The sequence below is a fragment of the Xenophilus arseniciresistens genome, assembly GCF_028023875.1.
GTDB lineage: Bacteria > Pseudomonadota > Gammaproteobacteria > Burkholderiales > Burkholderiaceae_C > Xenophilus > Xenophilus arseniciresistens.
In genome coordinates this window covers 29,255-47,166 of the sequence record NZ_JAQIPB010000008.1, presented here as the reverse complement: position 1 = coordinate 47,166, position 17,912 = coordinate 29,255, and the positions used below count along the sequence as shown (strand labels likewise).

At 69.2% G+C, this 17,912-nt stretch carries 20 protein-coding genes; 8 read left to right on the top strand and 12 right to left on the bottom strand.

Features of this window, described 5'->3' with window-relative positions:
- Positions 1-22: 22 nt before the first annotated feature.
- From PGB34_RS16610 to PGB34_RS16595, 4 genes are read right to left on the bottom strand one after another with little or no spacing between them, the layout of a single operon-like run.
- Complete coding sequence (locus PGB34_RS16610) at positions 23-475, bottom strand: DoxX family protein (protein ID WP_271429226.1); 453 nt, start codon at positions 473-475, stop codon at positions 23-25.
- Positions 472-1,272, bottom strand: a complete 801-nt coding sequence (locus PGB34_RS16605; protein ID WP_271429225.1) for an HvfC/BufC N-terminal domain-containing protein — start codon at positions 1,270-1,272, stop codon at positions 472-474. Before PGB34_RS16605 ends, PGB34_RS16610 begins: the two co-directional genes overlap by 4 nt.
- Positions 1,269-2,123 carry an MNIO family bufferin maturase gene (gene bufB, locus PGB34_RS16600; protein ID WP_271429224.1) on the bottom strand — a complete coding sequence of 285 codons (855 nt, stop codon included), beginning with the start codon at positions 2,121-2,123 and terminating at the stop codon, positions 1,269-1,271. The genes PGB34_RS16605 and bufB overlap by 4 nt, the downstream gene beginning before the upstream one ends.
- 22 nt (positions 2,124-2,145) lie before the next feature.
- On the bottom strand, positions 2,146-2,436 hold the full coding sequence (locus PGB34_RS16595) for a BufA1 family periplasmic bufferin-type metallophore (protein ID WP_271429223.1): 291 nt from the start codon (positions 2,434-2,436) through the stop codon (positions 2,146-2,148).
- A 157-nt stretch (positions 2,437-2,593) separates the two neighbouring features.
- Between PGB34_RS16595 and PGB34_RS16590 the strand changes: the two genes are divergently transcribed.
- Both PGB34_RS16590 and PGB34_RS16585 read left to right on the top strand, forming a co-directional pair.
- Entirely contained in the window at positions 2,594-3,175 is a 582-nt protein-coding gene (locus PGB34_RS16590; RefSeq protein WP_271429222.1) for a sigma-70 family RNA polymerase sigma factor, read from the top strand.
- Positions 3,172-3,813 (top strand): DUF1109 domain-containing protein, encoded by a 642-nt coding sequence (locus PGB34_RS16585; RefSeq protein ID WP_271429221.1) that lies wholly within the window; start codon positions 3,172-3,174, stop codon positions 3,811-3,813. The genes PGB34_RS16590 and PGB34_RS16585 overlap by 4 nt, the downstream gene beginning before the upstream one ends.
- A 15-nt stretch (positions 3,814-3,828) precedes the next feature.
- On the opposite strand, the gene PGB34_RS16580 is transcribed toward PGB34_RS16585, so the two are convergent.
- From PGB34_RS16580 to PGB34_RS16565, 4 genes are all read right to left on the bottom strand, one after another.
- Positions 3,829-4,866 (bottom strand): metal-dependent hydrolase, encoded by a 1,038-nt coding sequence (locus tag PGB34_RS16580; RefSeq protein ID WP_271429220.1) that lies wholly within the window; start codon positions 4,864-4,866, stop codon positions 3,829-3,831.
- A gap of 67 nt (positions 4,867-4,933) precedes the next feature.
- A complete protein-coding gene (gene trmB, locus PGB34_RS16575; RefSeq protein ID WP_271429219.1) occupies positions 4,934-5,698 on the bottom strand; it encodes a tRNA (guanosine(46)-N7)-methyltransferase TrmB in 765 nt (254 codons plus the stop codon).
- Positions 5,695-6,630, bottom strand: a complete 936-nt coding sequence (gene gluQRS / locus PGB34_RS16570) for a tRNA glutamyl-Q(34) synthetase GluQRS (protein WP_408647911.1) — start codon at positions 6,628-6,630, stop codon at positions 5,695-5,697. Before gluQRS ends, trmB begins: the two co-directional genes overlap by 4 nt.
- A 2-nt stretch (positions 6,631-6,632) precedes the next feature.
- Complete coding sequence (locus tag PGB34_RS16565) at positions 6,633-7,697, bottom strand: NAD(P)/FAD-dependent oxidoreductase (RefSeq protein ID WP_271429218.1); 1,065 nt, start codon at positions 7,695-7,697, stop codon at positions 6,633-6,635.
- A 171-nt stretch (positions 7,698-7,868) separates the two neighbouring features.
- Between PGB34_RS16565 and PGB34_RS16560 the strand changes: the two genes are divergently transcribed.
- Positions 7,869-8,228 (top strand): antibiotic biosynthesis monooxygenase family protein, encoded by a 360-nt coding sequence (locus PGB34_RS16560; RefSeq protein WP_271429217.1) that lies wholly within the window; start codon positions 7,869-7,871, stop codon positions 8,226-8,228.
- An 11-nt stretch (positions 8,229-8,239) separates the two neighbouring features.
- On the opposite strand, the gene PGB34_RS16555 is transcribed toward PGB34_RS16560, so the two are convergent.
- Positions 8,240-9,211, bottom strand: coding sequence for a LysR family transcriptional regulator (locus tag PGB34_RS16555; protein WP_271429216.1), 972 nt, complete (start codon positions 9,209-9,211; stop codon positions 8,240-8,242).
- 164 nt (positions 9,212-9,375) lie between these two features.
- On the opposite strand from PGB34_RS16555, the gene PGB34_RS16550 reads away from it, so the two are divergent.
- The 4 genes from PGB34_RS16550 (at position 9,376) to PGB34_RS16535 (ending at position 12,300) form a co-directional block, all read left to right on the top strand.
- Positions 9,376-10,077: a pirin family protein gene (locus tag PGB34_RS16550; RefSeq protein ID WP_271429215.1), complete on the top strand. Its 702-nt coding sequence runs from the start codon at positions 9,376-9,378 to the stop codon at positions 10,075-10,077.
- Positions 10,078-10,182: 105 nt separating this feature from the next.
- A complete protein-coding gene (locus PGB34_RS16545) occupies positions 10,183-10,605 on the top strand; it encodes a DoxX family protein (protein WP_271429214.1) in 423 nt (140 codons plus the stop codon).
- Between the two features lie 139 nt (positions 10,606-10,744).
- On the top strand, positions 10,745-11,296 hold the full coding sequence (locus PGB34_RS16540) for a flavodoxin family protein (protein ID WP_271429213.1): 552 nt from the start codon (positions 10,745-10,747) through the stop codon (positions 11,294-11,296).
- Between the two features lie 65 nt (positions 11,297-11,361).
- Complete coding sequence (locus PGB34_RS16535) at positions 11,362-12,300, top strand: pirin family protein (RefSeq protein WP_271429212.1); 939 nt, start codon at positions 11,362-11,364, stop codon at positions 12,298-12,300.
- A gap of 29 nt (positions 12,301-12,329) precedes the next feature.
- Here PGB34_RS16535 and PGB34_RS16530 read toward each other — a convergent pair whose 3' ends face one another.
- The 3 genes from PGB34_RS16530 to PGB34_RS16520 form a co-directional block, all read right to left on the bottom strand.
- A complete protein-coding gene (locus PGB34_RS16530; protein ID WP_271429211.1) occupies positions 12,330-13,118 on the bottom strand; it encodes a sulfurtransferase in 789 nt (262 codons plus the stop codon).
- A gap of 74 nt (positions 13,119-13,192) precedes the next feature.
- The gene (locus tag PGB34_RS16525; protein WP_271429210.1) at positions 13,193-13,648 is read right to left on the bottom strand and encodes a hypothetical protein; all 456 of its coding nucleotides are present in this window, start codon (positions 13,646-13,648) and stop codon (positions 13,193-13,195) included.
- A complete protein-coding gene (locus PGB34_RS16520; protein ID WP_271429209.1) occupies positions 13,639-14,286 on the bottom strand; it encodes a peptidoglycan recognition protein family protein in 648 nt (215 codons plus the stop codon). The genes PGB34_RS16525 and PGB34_RS16520 overlap by 10 nt, the downstream gene beginning before the upstream one ends.
- Before the next feature lie 89 nt (positions 14,287-14,375).
- Between PGB34_RS16520 and dnaE the strand changes: the two genes are divergently transcribed.
- Positions 14,376-17,897 (top strand): DNA polymerase III subunit alpha, encoded by a 3,522-nt coding sequence (gene dnaE / locus PGB34_RS16515; RefSeq protein ID WP_271429208.1) that lies wholly within the window; start codon positions 14,376-14,378, stop codon positions 17,895-17,897.
- The last annotated feature ends 15 nt before the right edge of the window (positions 17,898-17,912 follow it).

Here is a 17,912-nt window from a genome sequence, read left to right as displayed (position 1 = left end):
GCTGAAAAGGCGTGAGGGCCGGTCAGGCGATGCGCAGCGCGCGGTCCAGCGCGAGCCGGCCGCCGCCGCGCCCGACCAGGTACAGCAGCAGCACGGCCCACGAAAGGTGCGTGGGCCAGGCATCGGGGTAGACGAAGACCTGGATCACCAGCGTCATGCCCAGCAGTGCCAGCGCCGCACCGCGCGTGAACAGGCCCAGCACCAGCAGCAACGGGAACAGGTGCTCGGCATAGGCCGCCAGGTGCGCCGCCAGCTCGGGCGGCAGCAGGGGCAGGCGGTACTCGCTAGCGAACAGCTCGATCGCGTCGTCGCTCACGTCGAGCCAGCCTTCGACCTTGGTGCGGCCCGAACGCCAGAAGATGGCGGCGATGGCAACGCGCGCGCCCAGGGCCAGCAGCGCGTGCGGCGTCAGCCGTTCGAACAGGCGGGCCAGCGGGGCGCCATGCGCGGGCGTGGTGGGGGCATGGGGTGTCATGGCATCAGGCTCGCTTCGAGGGTGTGAGAGGAATCGCGGAAGGCACCGGCACGCAGCAACTGCGCGAGCAGCGCCGCCAGATCGCACTGCGGATGCGCCTGCAGCACGGCCGTGGCCGCGTCTTCGAGGCACAGGCCCTGCGCGCAGGCATCCAGCAAGGCGCAGCCCGCGGCATCGAGCGGCCCGGCCTGCACGGCGTCGTCCACGCGCAGCAGCAGCGTGCCTTCGCCCTGCCATGTCAGCGCGGGCAGGGCAGCCAGCAGGCCCGGGTCGCCGCTGCGGTTGGCCCACCAGATGCTGTGGATGGGCCACTGCGCGAAGTGCTGCCAATGGGCCGTGGGATGCGGCTGCAGCCGCGTGCGGGCCAGCGCCTGCGGCGCCAGTGCGGCCAGCGCGTCGGCCGGCAGCACGGGTGCGTCGGCTGCGATGTGGGTGGCGGTCCAGAGCGCGTCGAGCATGGCCACGCCGGCGAGGTAGGGCCAGTCATCGCCGGCCAGCGCGGCCAGCGTCTGGGCAAAGCCTTCGCCATAGCGCAGCAGGCAGGCATCGGTGGGCGGATGCGCGCGCAGATGCTGTGCCGCGGCCGCGCGGAACCAGTCCACGCCCACCAGCCGCAGCACCGAAGGAAAGTTGGCTTCCAGCGCGTCGATGCAGCCCTTGTGGACCGTGTTGCGGTAGATGGCAAAGCCGGGCTGGGCCTGCAGCGCCGCCATCGCGGCGGGGCCGGGCGCCCCGGCATCGGCCAGCAGCGCGGCGGCGAAGTCGCGTTCGAAGGTCGAGGCGAGCGCGGTGTTCATGCGGTGGCGCTCTCGGCCCCGGCCGCCATCGCGCCGCGCGCCACTTCTTCGGCCTGGGCCCGCTCGGCCATCAGCAGCTCGAAGGCCGGCAACTGGCCGTCGCGCTCGATCAGCGTGGGCCGCGTGCCCGCACGTTCGATGAAGCGCGCATACAGCGCCCACACCTGCGCGGCCACCGGCGCGTCGTGCGAATCGACCAGCAGCGCCGGCCCGTGCGTGGGGTCGGCGCTGTGGCCGGCCAGGTGGATCTGCATCACGGCCTCGGCCGGGAAGCGCGCCAGGTAATCCTGCGCATCGAAGCCCAGGTTGCGGGCGCTGACATGGACGTTGTTGATGTCCAGCAGCAGGCCGCAGCCGCTGCGCCGCGTGAGCTCGCGCAGGAAGTCGACCTCGTCCCAGTCGTGCTGCGGCAGCTGCAGGTAGTGCGAGGGGTTTTCGAGGGCGATGCGGCGCCCCAGGGCCTGTTGCACCTGGTCGATGTGCGCCACCAGCCGCTGCAGCACGGCGTGGCTGCGCGGGCAGGGAAGCAGGTCGGGAAAGTAGTGGCCGCCCAGGCGCGACCAGGCCAGATGCTCGGAGACCAGCGCGGGCTCGAAACGCTGCACCAGCGCCGCGAGCCGGGCCAGTTGCCGCGCATCGGGCGCGGCCTCGCCGGCCAGCGACAGCGAGACGCTGTGCAGCGACAGCGGATGCCGCGCGCGGATGGCTTCGAGCCAGCGCAGGCGCGGCCCGCCGGCCACCATGTAGTTCTCGGGATGCACCTCGAACCACAGCCCGGGTGCATCGGCGGCGAGCGCCTGGTCGTAGTGCTCGGGCTTGAGGCCCAGGCCGCAGGCGAGGGTGCTGCTCATGGTGGGCGACGGGCGAGGAGGCTCAGGACTTGATCGGCGTGAGCGAGCCCATGCCCGTGGGCGTCTTGATGGTGGCGCAGGTGCCGGCGGGCACGTTCTTCCAGGCATTGCCCTGGTAGTCCGTCTTGGAGGTGCCGGCGCAGGTGGTGCCGGGGCCGGCCGCGCAGTCGTTCTTGCCGGCCATGGCCACGCCGTAGCACTTCTCCATGGCGGGCTTCTTGTCCATCATGGGCTTGGTGTCCTGGGCCATGGCGGCGCCGCTGGTGATGGCGGCCATGGCCAGGCTGGCGAGCGCGAGGTTGCGAGTGTTCATGGAAACTCCTTGAATCGGGTGGATGTTGGAATCGCAAGGTGAACCTGCCGGCCGGCGCGTTCGCATCCAATTTCGCGCCGTTCACGAATCGGGTTACAGCGCCATGCACAATCTCGCGCCAGCTCTTTTTCTGGCTGCGCTGTAACCGGCACCGGCCATGGAACGAAGACAACGTACGAGCCAGTTGGGAATGAGCGAGATCGAAACGCAGGTGCGCGCCTTGTTTTTGCAGGGGCTGCAGGGCGACGCGGTGGCCTACCGCGACTGCCTGCAGCAGCTCGCGCGTCATCTGCGGGCCTACCTCGGCAGGCGCCTGTTCGGCTGGCCCGACGAAGTGGAAGACCTCGTCCAGGAATGCCTTCTTGCCATGCACAACCAGCGCCACACCTACCAGCAGGACCAGCCCCTGACGGCCTGGGCGCATGCCATCGCTCGCTACAAGATGATCGACCTGCTGCGCGCCAAGTCGGCGCGCGAGGCGCTGCATGAACCGCTGGACGACGAGATGCTGCTCGAGGCCGATTCGGCCACCGAGGCCAGCGATGCGCGCCGCGACGTCGAGGGCCTGCTCGAGCTGCTGCCGGACCGGCACCGGCTGCCCATCGTGCACGTCAAGCTGCAAGGGCTGTCGGTGGCAGAGACGGCGCAGCTCACGGGCATGTCCGAATCGGCCGTGAAGGTGGGCATCCATCGGGGCCTGAAGGCCCTGGCAGCCAGAATGCGCGGAGACAAGCCATGAAAACCGATGATTTCGCCGCACTGCTGGCCGCGCAGGTCGAGCCCGTGCCGCACCACGCGCTGTGGCGCCGCTTCGGCCTGACCCTGGCCGCGGGCACCGCGCTGGCTGCCGCGATCATGCTCGGCGGCTACGGCACCCGCCCCGATCTGGCACAGGCCATGGGCTGGCCCATGTTCTGGGTCAAGCTGATGTTCCCCTTGTGCGTGGCCGTGCCGGCCCTCGTGATGGTGCAGCGCCTGGGCCGCCCGGGCATGCGCCTGCGCAGGGTGTGGCTGCTCGCGCTGCTGCCGGTGCTGGCCGTCTGGGCCATGGGCCTGCACGCCTGGGTCACGATGCCGCAGGAAGCGCGCATGCCCGCGCTGATGGGCCAGACCTGGCGCAGCTGCGCCTTCAGCATCGGCCTGATTTCCCTGCCGGTGTTCATCGCGGCCCTGCTGGCCCTGCGCGGCCTGGCGCCCACGCGGCCGGCGCTGGCCGGCGCGGCGGCCGGTGCGCTGGCCGGGGGCACGGGCGCGACGCTCTATGCGCTGCATTGCCCCGAACTCACGGCGCCCTTCCTGGCCGTGTGGTACGTGCTGGGCATGGCCCTGCCGGTGGCGGCCGGCGCGCTGCTGGGCCCGCGCCTGCTGCGCTGGTAAAGGGGCGCGACCGGCTCAGCGCGGCAGATCGACCGGCGCGCCGCCGGCCACGGGCTCGTGCCACAGCCGCTGCCACATGCGCTGCAACTGCGCCTGGGCATTGCGCGCGCCGCTCACGGCCGTGACGGGCACGCCCTGCCAGCCATCGGCCCCGCGCTGGGCGATGCGGTAGCGGAAGCTGTAGTCGGGCTCGGAGCCCATGCGCAGGTCCGAGGCGATGAGCGAATCGCCCTGCACCTCGGCTTTCATGAAGCCATGCGTGAACCACAGCAGGCGTGCCACCGCGCCGTGTTGCGAGAGCTCGCGCAGCGTGGCGGTCTCGCTCGCATGGGCCTTGAACTGCATGGGCCGGCGGTCCACCAGCAGGGAGCGTTCGCCTTCCAGGAAGCCCTCGGGCGTCATCACCACCACGCGCCACACCAGGGTGTTCAGCGGCAGCGGCACCGACAGCCGCGGCGCCGATGACAGGCCGCGCGCGGCCAGCGCCTGGTCGGCAGCGCGGTCCACCAGCGCCTTGGCCGCGAGGGTCCAGCCCAGGTAGAGGCTGCTCAGCAGCAGCGCGCCTGCCAGCAGCGGCCGGCTGGCGCGCCGTGGCCCGGCCACCAGCACGCCGATGAAGCCCACCAGCAGCGGCAGGGTGTAGGCCGGGTCGATGATGAAGACGCTGCTCCACATCACCGGCGGCGAGGGCCAGGGCCACCACAGCTGCGTGCCGTACACGGTGAAGGCGTCGAGCAGCGGATGCGTGATCAGGGCCAGCCAGATGGCGATGAGCCAGGGCCGCGGCGCTTCGCGCACGGGCCGCCAGAAGCGGCGCAGCAGCAGCCACAGCAGCCAGCCGGCCAGGGCCAGCACGGGCAGCGAATGCGAGGGGCCGCGATGCCAGGTGACCGAGGTCACCACGTCGGCGCCCATCAGCGCCAGCGGGATGCCGTCCAGGTCGGGCAGGGTGCCCAGCACTGCGCCGGCCAGTGCAGCCTTGCGCCGGTGCGCAGCAGGCACCGCAGCCGCGGCCACGCAGCCGCCAAGAACGATCTGGGTCAGGGAGTCCATGGGGGCGGTGCGCGCTCGCGGCCAGAGGCCGTCAGGCAATGCGAGAGAAAAAGAGGAAGAGGCGCGCTCAGACGCGCTTGAACACCAGGTCCCACACGCCGTGGCCCAGGCGCAGGCCGCGGTTCTCGAACTTGGTCAGCGGGCGGTAGTCGGGCTTGTCGGCCCAGCCGTCCGGGGCCTGGCTGGTGTTGGCCAGCAGCGGCTCGGCACCCAGCACCTCGAGCATCTGCTGCGCATAGGGTTGCCAGTCGGTGGCGCAGTGCAGGTAGCCGCCGGGCGCCAGGTGCTCGGCCAGCTGGCGCACGAAGGGCGGCTGGATCAGCCGGCGCTTGTGGTGGCGCTTCTTGTGCCAGGGGTCGGGGAAGAAGATGTGGATGCCGGCCAGCACGGCGCCGGGCAGCATGTGTTCCAGCACTTCCACGGCGTCATGCGCGCAGATGCGGATGTTGGAGATCTGCTGCTCGCCGATGCGCTTGAGCAGCGCGCCCACGCCGGGTTCGTGGACTTCGCAGCACAGGAAGTTGTCCTCGGGCCGCACGCGCGCGATGTGCGCGGTGGCCTCGCCCATGCCGAAGCCGATTTCCAGCACCGTGGGCGCCTGGCGCCCGAAGGCGGCCTGCAGGTCCAGCGGGGCCTGGCGGTAGGGGACGAGGAATTCGGGCCCCCACTGTTCGAAGGCCTTGCTCTGGCCGGTGGTGGTGCGTCCGGCCCGGCGCACGAAGCTCTTGAGCCGGCGATGCGGGTGGCCCTCGGCGGTGACCGGGGTCTCGTTGGACGGGGAGGCGGGGGCCGATGCGTCGGCGTTTTCGGGCGGGGCGGGGCTGTGGCTCACGGGGCCGGATTGTAGAGAGCCGCCCAGGCGCCGATGCACCCGGCCAGCAGGTCTTGAGGGCTGTTGCCGGCCGGGGGCGCCGGCAGGCCCAGGGCATGCACGGCCGCCTGCAGCGCCGCCACGATGCCGGCGGACGATTGCGTGTCCAGCGCCTGCGCACCGTTCTGCTTGGAGAGCTTCTGCCCATCGGCCGCCAGCACCAGCGGCGTGTGCAGGTACTGCGGCGTGGGCAGACCCAGCGCGCGCTGCAGCAGGATCTGGCGCGGCGTGTTGTCGGCCAGGTCTTCGCCGCGCACCACGTGCGTGATGCCCTGGTCGGCATCGTCGACCACCACGGCCAGCTGATAGGCCCAGGGTCCGTCGGCGCGGCGCAGCACGAAATCGCCCACGGCCTGCGCCACATCCTGCACCTGCTCGCCCAGCCGGCGGTCATGCCAGTCGATGCGGCCCGGTCGCTGCCAGGTGGCAAAGCGCCAGGCCCTTGCGCGCTTGCCGTGCAGGCCGTTGCGGCAGGTGCCGGGGTAGACGCGCTCGCCATGGCGGGTGTGGCCCAGGCCCTGCGCGGCCAGGGCTTCGTCGATCTCGCGCCGCGTGCAGCCGCAGGGGTAGGCCAGGCCTTGGGCCACCAGTTGCTGCAGCGCCTGCTCGTAGCGGGCGCTGCGTTGCGTCTGCCAGATGGGTTCTTCGTCGGGCCGCAGGCCGAAGGCCGCCAGCTGGGCCAGGATCTGCTCGCCCAGGCCCGGTTGGCAGCGCTCGGTGTCGGCGTCCTCGATGCGCACCAGCCAGCGCCCGCCGTGGGCGCGCGCGTCCAGCCAGCTGGCCAGCGCGGCCACCAGCGAGCCCGCATGCAGCAGGCCCGTGGGCGAGGGCGCGAAGCGCCCGACATAGGAGGTGCCTGCCCGGGACGCCGGCAGGCCCGCTTCAGCCCCCACGTTCAGGCCACGGCCAGCGCCAGTTCCAGTCCGGAGATGAAGGCGTCTTCCACGCGGTGGCCGATGCACCAGTCGCCGGCCAGCCCCAGCGCGGCCTTGGCGTCCCACAGGTGGCTGCGGCCCAGCGGCGTTTGCGTCTTGGCCTCGGCCCACAACCGGGCCTCGGCCCAGGCCGGTTCGACGCGGATGCCCGTGATTTCGGCAAAGGCGCGCTGCAGCTTGGCCTGCACGCGCGAGGCGTCGTCGCTCAGGTGCTCGCGTGACCAGTCGGCGCTGGCCTGCACGGTCCAGCGTTCGATGCTGCCGCGGCCCGGCTTGGACGATTCGCGCGCGACCCAGGCCACGCGGTGGTGGGTGGAGCGGGCGCAGTTCCATTGCGGGCCCAGGTGCGGCAGGCCGGGCTGGCTGGCTTGCGGAAAGGCCATCTGCAGCGACCAGCACGGCGCCACCTGCACATCGGCCAGCTGCGCGAGCAGGGCCGGCGCGGCCTGCGCCAGCAGCGCACGCGCGGCGCTTGGCGGCACGGCCAGCAGCACGGCGTCGAAGCCGGCATGCACGGCACTGGCATCGCCCTCGGCCTGGATGCGCAGTTGCCAGCGGCGCGGCTGCAGGGTGTCGGCTTCAAGGGCCAGCACGCGGCAGCCCAGGTGCAGGGCCGTGCCCAGCGGCGCGGCCCAGTGGGCGGCCAGCGCGCCCATGTGGGGCACCGCGACCCAGTGCGATTCGCGCGTGGGCAGCGCGGCTTCGACCACGCGGCCCATGGCGTCGAGCACGCGCACGGCATTGGCGCTCCAGCGCTTGCAGGGCGCGCCGGTGCGCTCCAGCGCCAGCTGCAGCCGTCGGTCGCGCACGGTGAAGTACTGGGCGCCGGTGTCGAAGCTGCCGTAGTGCGTGGGCTCGCCGATGAGCCGACCGCCCGGGCCGGGTTGCGACTCGAAGACCTCGACCGCATGGCCGGCCTGCAAAAGCGTGCGGGCTGCGGCCAGGCCGGCAAGCCCGGCACCGATGACCGCGATGCGGCGGGGGCTGGAAGGGGAGGAGGAGGGGGTGCGGGACGAGCGGGCCATGTGCGTCTGGATGCCTTTGCGCGCCCGATGTGGCGCGCCGATGACGACTCTAACCGTTCGTCGCTCGGCTTGATGCGTTAACTAACCCTGACACTTGTCTCGTGATCTTGAGTCACACTGCAGCCCTGGACCAGATCCGGCGACCGTGCTGCCATGCCGCTTGCCCGCACCATGTATTCCGCGACTTTCGTATTTGCCCACCACCAGCTCGACGACGAGTTCCACGCCTTGTATGACGAGATCACGCGGGTGGCCGAGAGCCTGGAGGGCTTCAGGGGCGTCGAAAGCTGGGAGAACCCCACGACGGGACTGGTCTCCAAGGTCTTCTATTGGGATTCGATGGACGCGCTGCACCAGTTGATGGTGCATCCCACGCACCTGCGGGCCAAGGCGGCGCACGAGCAATGGCTGGCCGGCTACCAGGTGGTGATCTCCAAGGTGATGCGGGTGTATGGCGACACCCGGCTCGACCGCCTGCTGCCGCTGAACCCGGGCACGCACAAGCACGGCAGCTCGCACAAGGCAGGCTGAGCGCGCGCGGCTCATCGGCCGCGGTGCTGCGTCAGCAGCGCCTCCCGCGTGCCCGCATGCTCCAGCTGGCGCAGCCACCACTGCAGCGCCAGCCCGGGCTGGCCGGCCGCCCGGCTGCGCCAGGCGCAGTGCAGGGTGCCTGCGGGGGGCTGGCGCTCGGTGGGCAACTGCACCAGATGGCCCGCGGCCAGCCAGGGCCGGGCCATGGTCTCTGGCAGAAAGCCGCCGCCCAGGCCGTGCAGCTGCGCATGCAGCTTGGCCTGCAGCGTGGGCACCGTGAGCAGGTCCTGGCCGCTGACCAGGTTGATGCTCAGGCTCTCGCCCTGGCGCGCCGAATCGGCCGCCACCACGCCGCGGTGCTGGCGGATCTGCGCCTCGCTCAGCGGCCCCGTCTCGCGCGCCAGCGGATGGTGGGGTGCCACCACATAGATGAAGTGCAGCTCGCCCAGCGGCCGGCTCTGGATGCCCGAGGCCGTGAGCGCCAGGCGCGCGGCATCGAGCACGCTGCCGATGGCCAGGTCGGCCTCGCCGCGCACCAGCGTTTCCACCGTGCCGAAGAGCGTCTCGTCGCGCAGCTTGAGCCGCGTGGGCGGCTCCTGCGCATAGAAGGCGCCGACCAGCTCGTACATCGGGTCGCGTGCGATGGCGCCGTCCACCGCCAGCGTCAGCTGGGGCTCCCAGCCCGAGCCCACGCGGCGCACGCGGTTGGCCACGGCGTCGATCTCGGTCAGCAGCCGGCCGGCCTCGCGCAGCAGCTCGGCGCCCGCGGCCGTCAGGCGGGCCTGGCGCGCGCTGCGGTCGAACAGCAGCACGTCCAGGGCGTCCTCGATCTGGCGCACGCGGTAGCTCAGCGCGCTGGGCACGAGGTTCAGGGCGCGCGCGGCGGCGGCAAAGCTGCCCTGGCGCACGATGGTCTGGAGCATGGCCAGCGCGTCGGGCGTGAGCACGTCGCGCGGCTGCATGGCGGGAGGGTGGGCAGGCATTGGCGGATTTTCATTCAAAACATTTGAATGATGTCTTCAAGACGCCGCACACGCAGCGTCCTGGGAGCGCCCTACATTCTGTTCATCCGCTGCGCATCCGGCGCGGCTCACGGGGTACCAGGGCCAGCCAAGCCGGGCCGCCCCACCGTTCAGGAGATTTCACCATGCTGCAAATCCGCAAGTCCCAGGAACGTGGTTATGCCGACCATGGCTGGCTGCAGTCCTTCCACAGCTTTTCCTTCGCCGGCTACCACGACCCCGCCTTCATGGGCTGGGGCAACCTGCGCGTGATCAACGAAGACCGCGTGGCCGCGGGCGCCGGCTTCGGCACCCATGGCCACAAGGACATGGAGATCATCAGCTACGTGCTCGACGGCGCCCTGGCGCACAAGGACAGCATGGGCAACGTGGAATCCATTCCGCCCGGCGACGTGCAGCGCATGAGCGCGGGCACCGGCGTGATGCACAGCGAGTTCAACCACGAGAAGGACAAGGCCACGCACTTCCTGCAGATCTGGCTGCTGCCCAGCCAGCGCGGCGTGCAGCCCGGCTACGAGCAGAAGGCTTTTGCGGCCAGCGACAAGCGCGGCCGGCTGCGCCTGGTGGCTTCGCCTGACGGGGCCGAGGGCTCGGTGTCCATGAATGCCGATGCGCGGCTGTATGCCGGCCTGCTGGACGGCGACGAGCAGGCGGAGCTGACGCTGGACCCCGCGCGCAAGGGCTACGTGCATCTGGTGCGCGGCACGCTCGAGGTCAATGGCCATATCCTCACGGGCGGCGATGCGGCGATGATCGCCGGTGAATCGCGCGTGCAGTTGCGCGGCGGCAAGGACGCCGAAGTGCTGGTGTTCGACCTGGAGGCCTGAGCCTCCCGGCTGAATGCAGCGCCACCGCCCGCCAAGAGGCGGCGGCGCTGCGAATGTGCTGGTGTTTTCTTCTTTTTTCTTTTGGCTTTTTTTCAGGAGTCTGTCATGGCCATCACCCAAACTTCTTCCACCACCCCCACCCAGGACGGCGCCGCGCTGATCGGCCGCGTGCTTCTGGCCTTGCTGTTCGTGCCTGCAGGCTGGAGCAAGCTGATGGGCTTTGCCGGCACGGCCGGCTACTTCACCAAGATCGGCGTGCCGCTGCCCGAGGTGGCGGTGGTGGTGGCCGTCGTGGTCGAGCTGATCGTGGCGCTGCTGTTCCTGGTGGGCTTCAAGACGCGGCTGATGGCCATCATCCTGGCCGTGTTCACGGTGGCCACCGCCTTCCTGGGCCATGCCTTCTGGAACGTGCCGCCTGAAATGCTGGTGGCCCAGAAGACCAGCTTCTTCAAGAACCTCGCCATCGCGGGTGGCTTCCTGGCCTTCTTCGCCTTCGGCGCCGGCCGCTTCAGCATCGACAAGAAGTAACAACCCTCAGGCTGCTTCTCAGCACCCCCTTCCGCTGCGCGAAGGGCGCACACCCGACGGACTGGCCAAGAAGCCAGTTCCGTGGGTGCCCTGTACGTCCCCGATTTCACCTTCACTTCCATCCTCTGAGTCAGAAACCATGAGCGACATCGTCATCGTCTACCACTCCGGCTACGGCCACACCCAGCGCGTGGCGCAGTCCGTGGCCGAAGGCGCCGAGGCGGCGCTGATCGCCATCGACGCCGACGGCAACCTGCCCGACGGCAGCTGGGACGCCCTGGCCGCGGCGCGGCTGATCGTCTTCGGTGCGCCCACCTACATGGGCGCGCCGAGCTGGCAGTTCAAGAAATTCGCCGACGCCTCGTCCAAGGTCTGGTTCGTGGAAGGCTGGAAGAACAAGCTCTTCGCGGGCTTCACCAACAGCGCGACCATGAACGGCGACAAGTTCGCCTCCATCGCCTATTTCTGGCAGCTGGCGATGCAACATGGCGGCCTCTGGGCGGGCCTGGGCATCACGCCGAGCAACAAGAAGGCGTCCACGCGCGATTCGCTGAACTACGTGGGTGGCTTCGGCGGCCTCATGACCACCTCGCCGGCCGACGCCAGCCCGGGCGAGATGCCGGCCGGCGACCTGGAAACCGCGCGCGCCTTCGGCGAGCGCCTGCGCGGCGCGCTGCAACTGCTGGCCTGAGCAGGCGCGCATCCAGCGGGGCCCCATGCGGGCCCCTTTTCCCTCACGAACACGGAGAGAACCCCATGAGTGCCACCCCGTCGATGATGCTGTCGCCCCATGTCAAGGACCTGGGCGGCGGCTTCGAGGTCCGCCGCGTGCTGCCGGCCGCCCAGCGCCGCTCGGTCGGGCCCTTCGTGTTCTTCGACCACTTCGGCCCTTCGACCGAAAAGCCCGGCGACCAGCATGACGTGCGCCCGCATCCGCACATCGGCCTGGCCACGGTCACCTACCTCTTCGAGGGCGCGATGATGCACCGCGACAGCCTGGGCACCGAGCAGGAGATCCGCCCCGGGGCCATCAACTGGATGACGGCCGGCAAGGGCATCGTGCATTCGGAGCGCAAGCCCGAGGCGCTCAAGACCAAAACCTACGTCAACCACGGCCTGCAGCTGTGGTGTGCGCTGCCGCAGCAATACGAAGAGGTCGAGCCCAGCTTCTCGCACACCGCGGCGGCCGACATCCCCGCGCTCCAAGTAGAGGGCGTGCCCGTGCGCGTGCTGGTCGGCGAGGCCTTTGGCCTGCGCTCGCCCGTGCCCACGCTGATGCCCACGCTGTACCTGGACGTGAGCCTGCCTGCGGGCGCGAGCTTCGAGCTGCCGGCGCTGGCGCCCGAGATGGCGCTCTACGCGGTCGATGGACCGCTGTGGGTGGACGATGCGCCGCTGGCTGAGCACACCATGGCCGTGCTGCCCGATGGCGAGCGCGCGCCGGTGCGCATCCGCGCCGATGGTGCGCGGCGTCTGGTGGTCGTGGGCGGTGCGCCGCTGGATGGCCCGCGCTTCATGAGCTGGAACTTCGTCTCCAGCCGCCGCGAGCGCATCCTGCAGGCCGGCGAGGACTGGGAGGCCCAGCGCATGGGCCATGTGCCCGGCGAGACCGAGTTCATCCCGCTGCCCGATCATCCCTTCAAGACGCAGCGCCACACCAGCGCCGTGACGCCCGGCGGCGCTTCAGACACCTGAGGGCCGCTGGCGCAGGGCAGGGCGCTTCTTCAGCCCTGCTTGAGCAGCAGGTCCGGGTCTTCGGTGGCCCGCGCGCTGGCATGCGCCGAGCGCGCGCTCAGGTCGGGCGCCAGGGCCTCGCGCCCGTCGAAGACGAAGCAATCGCCCTGATAGTGCGCGCCGCCCACTTCCTCGAAGTACTTGAGGATGCCGCCTTCGAGCTGCAGCACGTTGGTCAGCCCCAGGTCGTGCATGTAGATGGCGGCCTTCTCGCAGCGGATGCCGCCGGTGCAAAAGCTCACCACGGTCTTGCCTTCGAGTTCGGCCCGGTGCTCGCGCACGGCCTGCGGAAATTCAGTGAACTTGCCGATGCGCCAGTCGATGGCGTTGTCGAAGGTGCCGTAGTCCACCTCGAAGGCATTGCGCGTATCCAGCATCACCACGCTCTTGCCGGCATCGTCATGGCCCTGGTCCAGCCAGCGCTTGAGCGTGGCTGCGTCCACGGCCGGCGCACGCCCCGCGGCCGGGCGGATGGCCGGGTGGTTCATGCGGATGATCTCGCGCTTGAGCTTGACCAGCAGGCGCCTGAAGGGCTGATGGGCCGACCAGCTTTCCTTGGGCTCCAGCGCGGCAAAACGCGGGTCGCTGCGCAGCTCGGCCACGAAGCCGCGCACACCCTCGGCCGCGCCGGCCAGGAAGAGGTTGATGCCTTCCTCGGCCAGCAGCACCGTGCCCTGCAGGCCGCGCGCCTGCGCGGCCTCGAACAGGCGCGGGCGCAGTTGCTCCCGATCGGTCAGGGGCACGAAAAGGTAGGCGGAAATATTGAGCACGTCGTTCACGGGCGCGATTGTAAAAAGCGCCGTGGGTTGTGGCGGAGGCGCCGCCTCAAAGGGCGGGCCGCGCGCTGGCGCGATCACTTACCCTCGGTTCTGCCCAAGGTCTCGCATTCCGCTCCGCAGTAGAGGTAGTAGGCAACGCCTTTGTTCTTGCCATTGGTGGGCACGACGATGCCACGGCCGTTAGATTCGATATGCCACTCGGTGCGCATGCCGTTGGTATAGGTCGTCGCACCTTTTCCATAGCACCCTGATTCCGGGTAGTACACGTTGTAGTCCCGTCGGCTTACTGCTTGGGCATGTCTGAAAAAGCGCCGTGCATCGCGTGCGGTGATCTTGAAGTCTTCGCACGTTTCGTCATACAGGGCTGTCTCGTCCCGGCGTATCGGGTGGGTTACCTTGATGCTGGTAATGGGCGGTGGTGTCAGCCGCCGCAAATAGTAGGCGTCATCGTCCTCTTCGCCAGCGGCAAGCGCTTGCGAGCTAAGGGCCAGCAGTGACAAGAGCAAGGCGGCGTGATGTTTCATTTCCATTGAGCAGAGCTCGCTTCAGTGGGGTTTTTGCGGCTCACGTCGGGGTGCCTATGAACTTCAGTCGCCGGGACATGCAGGTTTTGCCGCAGGAAGTCGATCAGCCATTGAAGTGACACTTGCTGGGCTGGGGTGACTGCTTCATAGACCGCATGGTTGCCCTGAAAGCGAAGGCGCTCGTCGCCTGAAAGCCCGGGCGGTATGGGCTTGTTGGGCGGCAGGCTGGCCTTGCCCACAATTTCAATGCCGACGCTGTCGCTATTCGATGGATAGCGCTGGGGCACGGATTTCGTCATTTCAATTCGGTTGCTGACTTCGGCTGAAGCCTTTCGAAGAGTCTTGAGTTCCGCGGGTGCGCAAGACATCTGTGCCAGGCATCTCGGTTTGAGTTTGCCCACATGGTGGGTGCGCTGATGCAGCGAAGCGGTCTGCCAGATCGTTCCGTTCTTGCCAATGAGGAAGTGAGCGCCGGCAGCATTCGGGCCCCGGTAACTGGCAAACACGCTTTTCTCATCGAAGGAATCCGTCTGGTGAACGATGATCCCCTCAATCTTCGCGAGCGCGCCTCGCTCGATGTAGGTGAAGCGCATGGGCAGCACGTTTGGGTGCGCAACCATGCCACTGGCGTCGATATCGGCCATTTCTTTTCTCCCTGACTTGTGCGGCTCATTCTGCGTGAGGTTGCGCGCGTCGGCCAGCCTCGACCACGCGGCTTTCTACAATCCCCCGGATGTTTGTCCACCTGCGCCTGCACACCGAGTTTTCCGTCGTCGACGGCACCACCCGCATCGACGAAGTCGTCAAGGCCGCGGCCAAGGATGGCCAGCCTGCGCTGGCCGTCACCGATCTCAACAACCTCTTCGGCGCCATCAAGTTCTACAAGCAGGCGCGCGGCAAGGGCGTCAAGCCCGTGCTGGGTTGCGAACTGCTGCTCGAGGGCATGGACGCCGACGCGCCGCCCAGCCGCATCATCCTGCTGGTGCAGAGCATCGAGGGCTACCTCAACCTGTCCGAGCTGCTCGCGCGGGGGTGGACGCAGAACGTGCCGCGCGGCCAGACCCAGCCGCAGGCGCGCTGGGAATGGCTGGAGGAACTCAACGGCGGTCTGATCGCGCTGTCGGGCGCACAGGCCGGGCCGCTGGGCCCGCCGCTGGTCGCCGAGAACGCCGAGCGAGCGCGCGAGGTGGCGCTGCGCCTGGCCGGCATCTTCACCCATCGCTTCTACATCGAGCTGCAGCGCGCGGGCCGCCCCGATGACGAGGCCCACGTACGCGCCGCCGTGCAGCTGGCCGCGCGGCTGAAGCTGCCCGTGGTGGCCACGCAGCCCATCCAGTTCCTGGAAGCCGAGGAGTTCGACGCGCACGAGGCGCGCGTGTGCATCTCCGAAGGCGAGATCCTGGGCAACCAGCGCCGCGTGCGCCGCTTCACGCGCGAGCAGTATTTCAAGAGCGCCGAGCAGATGGCCACGCTCTTTGCCGACGTGCCCAGTGCGCTGGAAAACACGGTGGAGATCGCGCGGCGCTGCAACCTGTCGCTGGTGCTGGGCAAGCCCCAGTTGCCCAACTTCCCGACGCCGCTGGAAGACGGCGTGCCCATGCCCATCGACAAGTACTTCCGCGTGCTCTCCTTCGAAGGGCTGGAGGAGCGGCTGGCGCACCTGTTCCCCGACCCGGCCAAGCGGGATGCGCAGCGCCCGCGCTACGTGGAACGGCTCGAGTTCGAGATCGGCACCATCCTCAAGATGGGCTTCCCTGGCTACTTCCTGATCGTGGGGGACTTCATCCGCTGGGCCAAGGCCAACGGCTGCCCCGTGGGCCCGGGCCGGGGCTCGGGCGCGGGCTCGCTGGTGGCCTATGCGCTGAAGATCACCGACCTGGATCCGCTGGAATACAACCTGCTGTTCGAGCGCTTCCTGAACCCCGAGCGCGTGTCGATGCCCGACTTCGACATCGACTTCTGCCAGGGCAACCGCGACCGCGTCATCGACTATGTGAAGGACAAGTACGGCCGCAACGCCGTGAGCCAGATCGCCACCTTCGGCACCATGGCCGCGCGCGCGGCCATCCGCGACGTGGGCCGCGTGATGGACATGAGCTACGGCTTTTGCGACGGCATCAGCAAGCTGATCCCGAACAAGCCGGGCAAGCCCGTGACCTTGCAGTACCCGCCGGCCGACCTGTCGGACGACGACAAGGAGAAGTACGCCATCGCGGCCGAGCCGCTGCTGGCCCAGCGCATCGAGCAGGAGGAAGAAGTCAAGTCCCTGGTCGAGATGGCGCAGAAGCTCGAAGGCATGACGCGCAACATCGGCATGCATGCCGGCGGCGTGCTGATCGCGCCGGGCAAGCTGACGGACTTCTGCCCGCTGTACCAGCAGCCGGGCAGCGAATCGGCCGTGAGCCAGTACGACAAGGACGACGTGGAGGCCATCGGCCTCGTGAAGTTCGACTTCCTGGGCCTGGCCACCCTCACGATCCTGGAGATCGCGCGCGAGTTCATCATGCAGCGCCACAAGGGCCAGGAGAACTTCGCCTTCGAGAACATCGCGCTGGACGACAAGCCCACCTACAGGCTCTTTGCCGAGGGCAAGACCGAAGCCGTGTTCCAGTTTGAATCGCGCGGCATGCAGGGCATGCTGCGCGACGCCAAGCCCACGCGGCTGGAAGACCTGATCGCGCTGAACGCGCTGTACCGGCCGGGCCCGATGGACCTGATCCCCAGCTTCGTGGCGCGCAAGCACGGCCGCGAGGAGGTGGAGTACCCGCACCCGGCCGTGGCCGAGATGCTCTCCGAGACCTACGGGATCATGGTCTACCAGGAGCAGGTGATGCAGACCGCGCAGATCCTGGGCGGCTACTCGCTGGGCGGCGCCGACCTGCTGCGCCGCGCGATGGGCAAGAAGAAGGCCGAGGAGATGGCCGAGCACCGCGTGAAGTTCCGCGCCGGTGCGCTGGCCACGCATGGCATTCCCGAAGCCAAGGCCGACGAGATCTTCGACTTGATGGAGAAGTTCGCGGGCTACGGCTTCAACAAGTCGCACGCCGCCGCGTATTCGCTGCTGGCCTACCACACGGGCTGGCTCAAGGTCCACTACACGGCCGAGTTCTACTGCGCCAACATGACGGTGGAAATGGACAACACCGACAAGCTCAAGGTGCTGTACGAGGACGCGACCAAGAACTTCGGCATGAGCTTCGAGATGCCGGACGTCAACCGCGGCCATCACCGCTTCCAGCCCGTGAGCGACACCGTGATCCGCTACGGCCTGGGCGCCGTCAAGGGCACGGGGCAGTTGGCCATCGAGGCCATCGTGCGCGCACGCGAGGAGGGCGGGCCCTTCAAGAGCCTGTTCGATTTCTGCGCCCGCGTGGACCGCCAGCGCATCAACAAGCGGACGGTGGAGGCGCTGATCAAGGCCGGCGCCTTCGACAGCCTCAACCCCGACCGCGCCGCGCTGGTGGCTTCGCTGGACCGGGCCTTCGACTACGCCGCCGCGCAGGAGGCCAATGCCAACCAGGGCGGGCTGTTCGACATGTTCGGCGACGATGCGCACGGCTCCAGCGCCGAGGAGCCGGCGCTGGTGGAAGTCATGCCCTGGGGCGTCAAGGAGCGCCTGACGCACGAGAAGACCGCCATCGGCTTCTACCTCTCGGGCCACCTGTTCGACGAGGTGGCGCGCGAGGTGCGGCTGTTCGCCAAGCGCCAGATCGACGAGCTGATCGACAGCCGCGAGCAGCAGACCATCGCCGGCATCGTCAGCGGCCTGCGCATGATCAACGGCCAGCGCGGCCGGCTGGCGCTGTTCGTGCTCGACGACAAGAGCGCCACCATCGAGGTGGTGGCCGACGAGGCCGTCTACACCGCCGCGCGCGATGCCCTGCGCGAGGACGAACTCGTGATCATCAGCGGCCGCCTGCAGCCGGGCCGCGGCGGCTTCGAGCCGCGCTTCGTGGCGCAGCAGGTGTCGGCCCTGGCCGATGCGCGCTGCCGCTTCGGCAAGTACCTGCGCGTGGCCGTCAACGGCAAGCTGCCCGACATCGCGCGCCTGGTGCGCGAGTTCAAGCCGCGCGAGGAGCAGACCGAGCATGGCCTGCTCAGCCAGGGCTTGCCCGTGCGGCTGGCCTTGCAGCGCGCGGGCGCGCAGGTCGAGCTGCAACTGGGCGAGGCCGCGCGCTTCTTCCCCACCGATGCGGCGCTGGCCAGCTGGACGGCGCAGGCCGAGGCCGGCAACGCCACCGTGGTCTACGAGTGAAGACGGCGCCGCGCC

Bases quoted from the DNA above. Each gene is read 5' to 3' on its own strand.
- PGB34_RS16610 (WP_271429226.1), bottom strand. From the start codon at position 475: ATGACACCCCATGCCCCCACCACGCCCGCGCATGGCGCCCCGCTGGCC.
- PGB34_RS16605 (WP_271429225.1), bottom strand. From the start codon at position 1,272: ATGAACACCGCGCTCGCCTCGACCTTCGAACGCGACTTCGCCGCCGCG.
- bufB (WP_271429224.1), bottom strand. From the start codon at position 2,123: ATGAGCAGCACCCTCGCCTGCGGCCTGGGCCTCAAGCCCGAGCACTAC.
- PGB34_RS16595 (WP_271429223.1), bottom strand. From the start codon at position 2,436: ATGAACACTCGCAACCTCGCGCTCGCCAGCCTGGCCATGGCCGCCATC.
- PGB34_RS16590 (WP_271429222.1), top strand. From the start codon at position 2,594: ATGGAACGAAGACAACGTACGAGCCAGTTGGGAATGAGCGAGATCGAA.
- PGB34_RS16585 (WP_271429221.1), top strand. From the start codon at position 3,172: ATGAAAACCGATGATTTCGCCGCACTGCTGGCCGCGCAGGTCGAGCCC.
- PGB34_RS16580 (WP_271429220.1), bottom strand. From the start codon at position 4,866: ATGGACTCCCTGACCCAGATCGTTCTTGGCGGCTGCGTGGCCGCGGCT.
- PGB34_RS16565 (WP_271429218.1), bottom strand. From the start codon at position 7,697: ATGGCCCGCTCGTCCCGCACCCCCTCCTCCTCCCCTTCCAGCCCCCGC.
- PGB34_RS16560 (WP_271429217.1), top strand. From the start codon at position 7,869: ATGTATTCCGCGACTTTCGTATTTGCCCACCACCAGCTCGACGACGAG.
- PGB34_RS16555 (WP_271429216.1), bottom strand. From the start codon at position 9,211: ATGCCTGCCCACCCTCCCGCCATGCAGCCGCGCGACGTGCTCACGCCC.
- PGB34_RS16550 (WP_271429215.1), top strand. From the start codon at position 9,376: ATGCTGCAAATCCGCAAGTCCCAGGAACGTGGTTATGCCGACCATGGC.
- PGB34_RS16545 (WP_271429214.1), top strand. From the start codon at position 10,183: ATGGCCATCACCCAAACTTCTTCCACCACCCCCACCCAGGACGGCGCC.
- PGB34_RS16540 (WP_271429213.1), top strand. From the start codon at position 10,745: ATGAGCGACATCGTCATCGTCTACCACTCCGGCTACGGCCACACCCAG.
- PGB34_RS16535 (WP_271429212.1), top strand. From the start codon at position 11,362: ATGAGTGCCACCCCGTCGATGATGCTGTCGCCCCATGTCAAGGACCTG.
- PGB34_RS16525 (WP_271429210.1), bottom strand. From the start codon at position 13,648: ATGGAAATGAAACATCACGCCGCCTTGCTCTTGTCACTGCTGGCCCTT.
- PGB34_RS16520 (WP_271429209.1), bottom strand. From the start codon at position 14,286: ATGGCCGATATCGACGCCAGTGGCATGGTTGCGCACCCAAACGTGCTG.
- dnaE (WP_271429208.1), top strand. From the start codon at position 14,376: ATGTTTGTCCACCTGCGCCTGCACACCGAGTTTTCCGTCGTCGACGGC.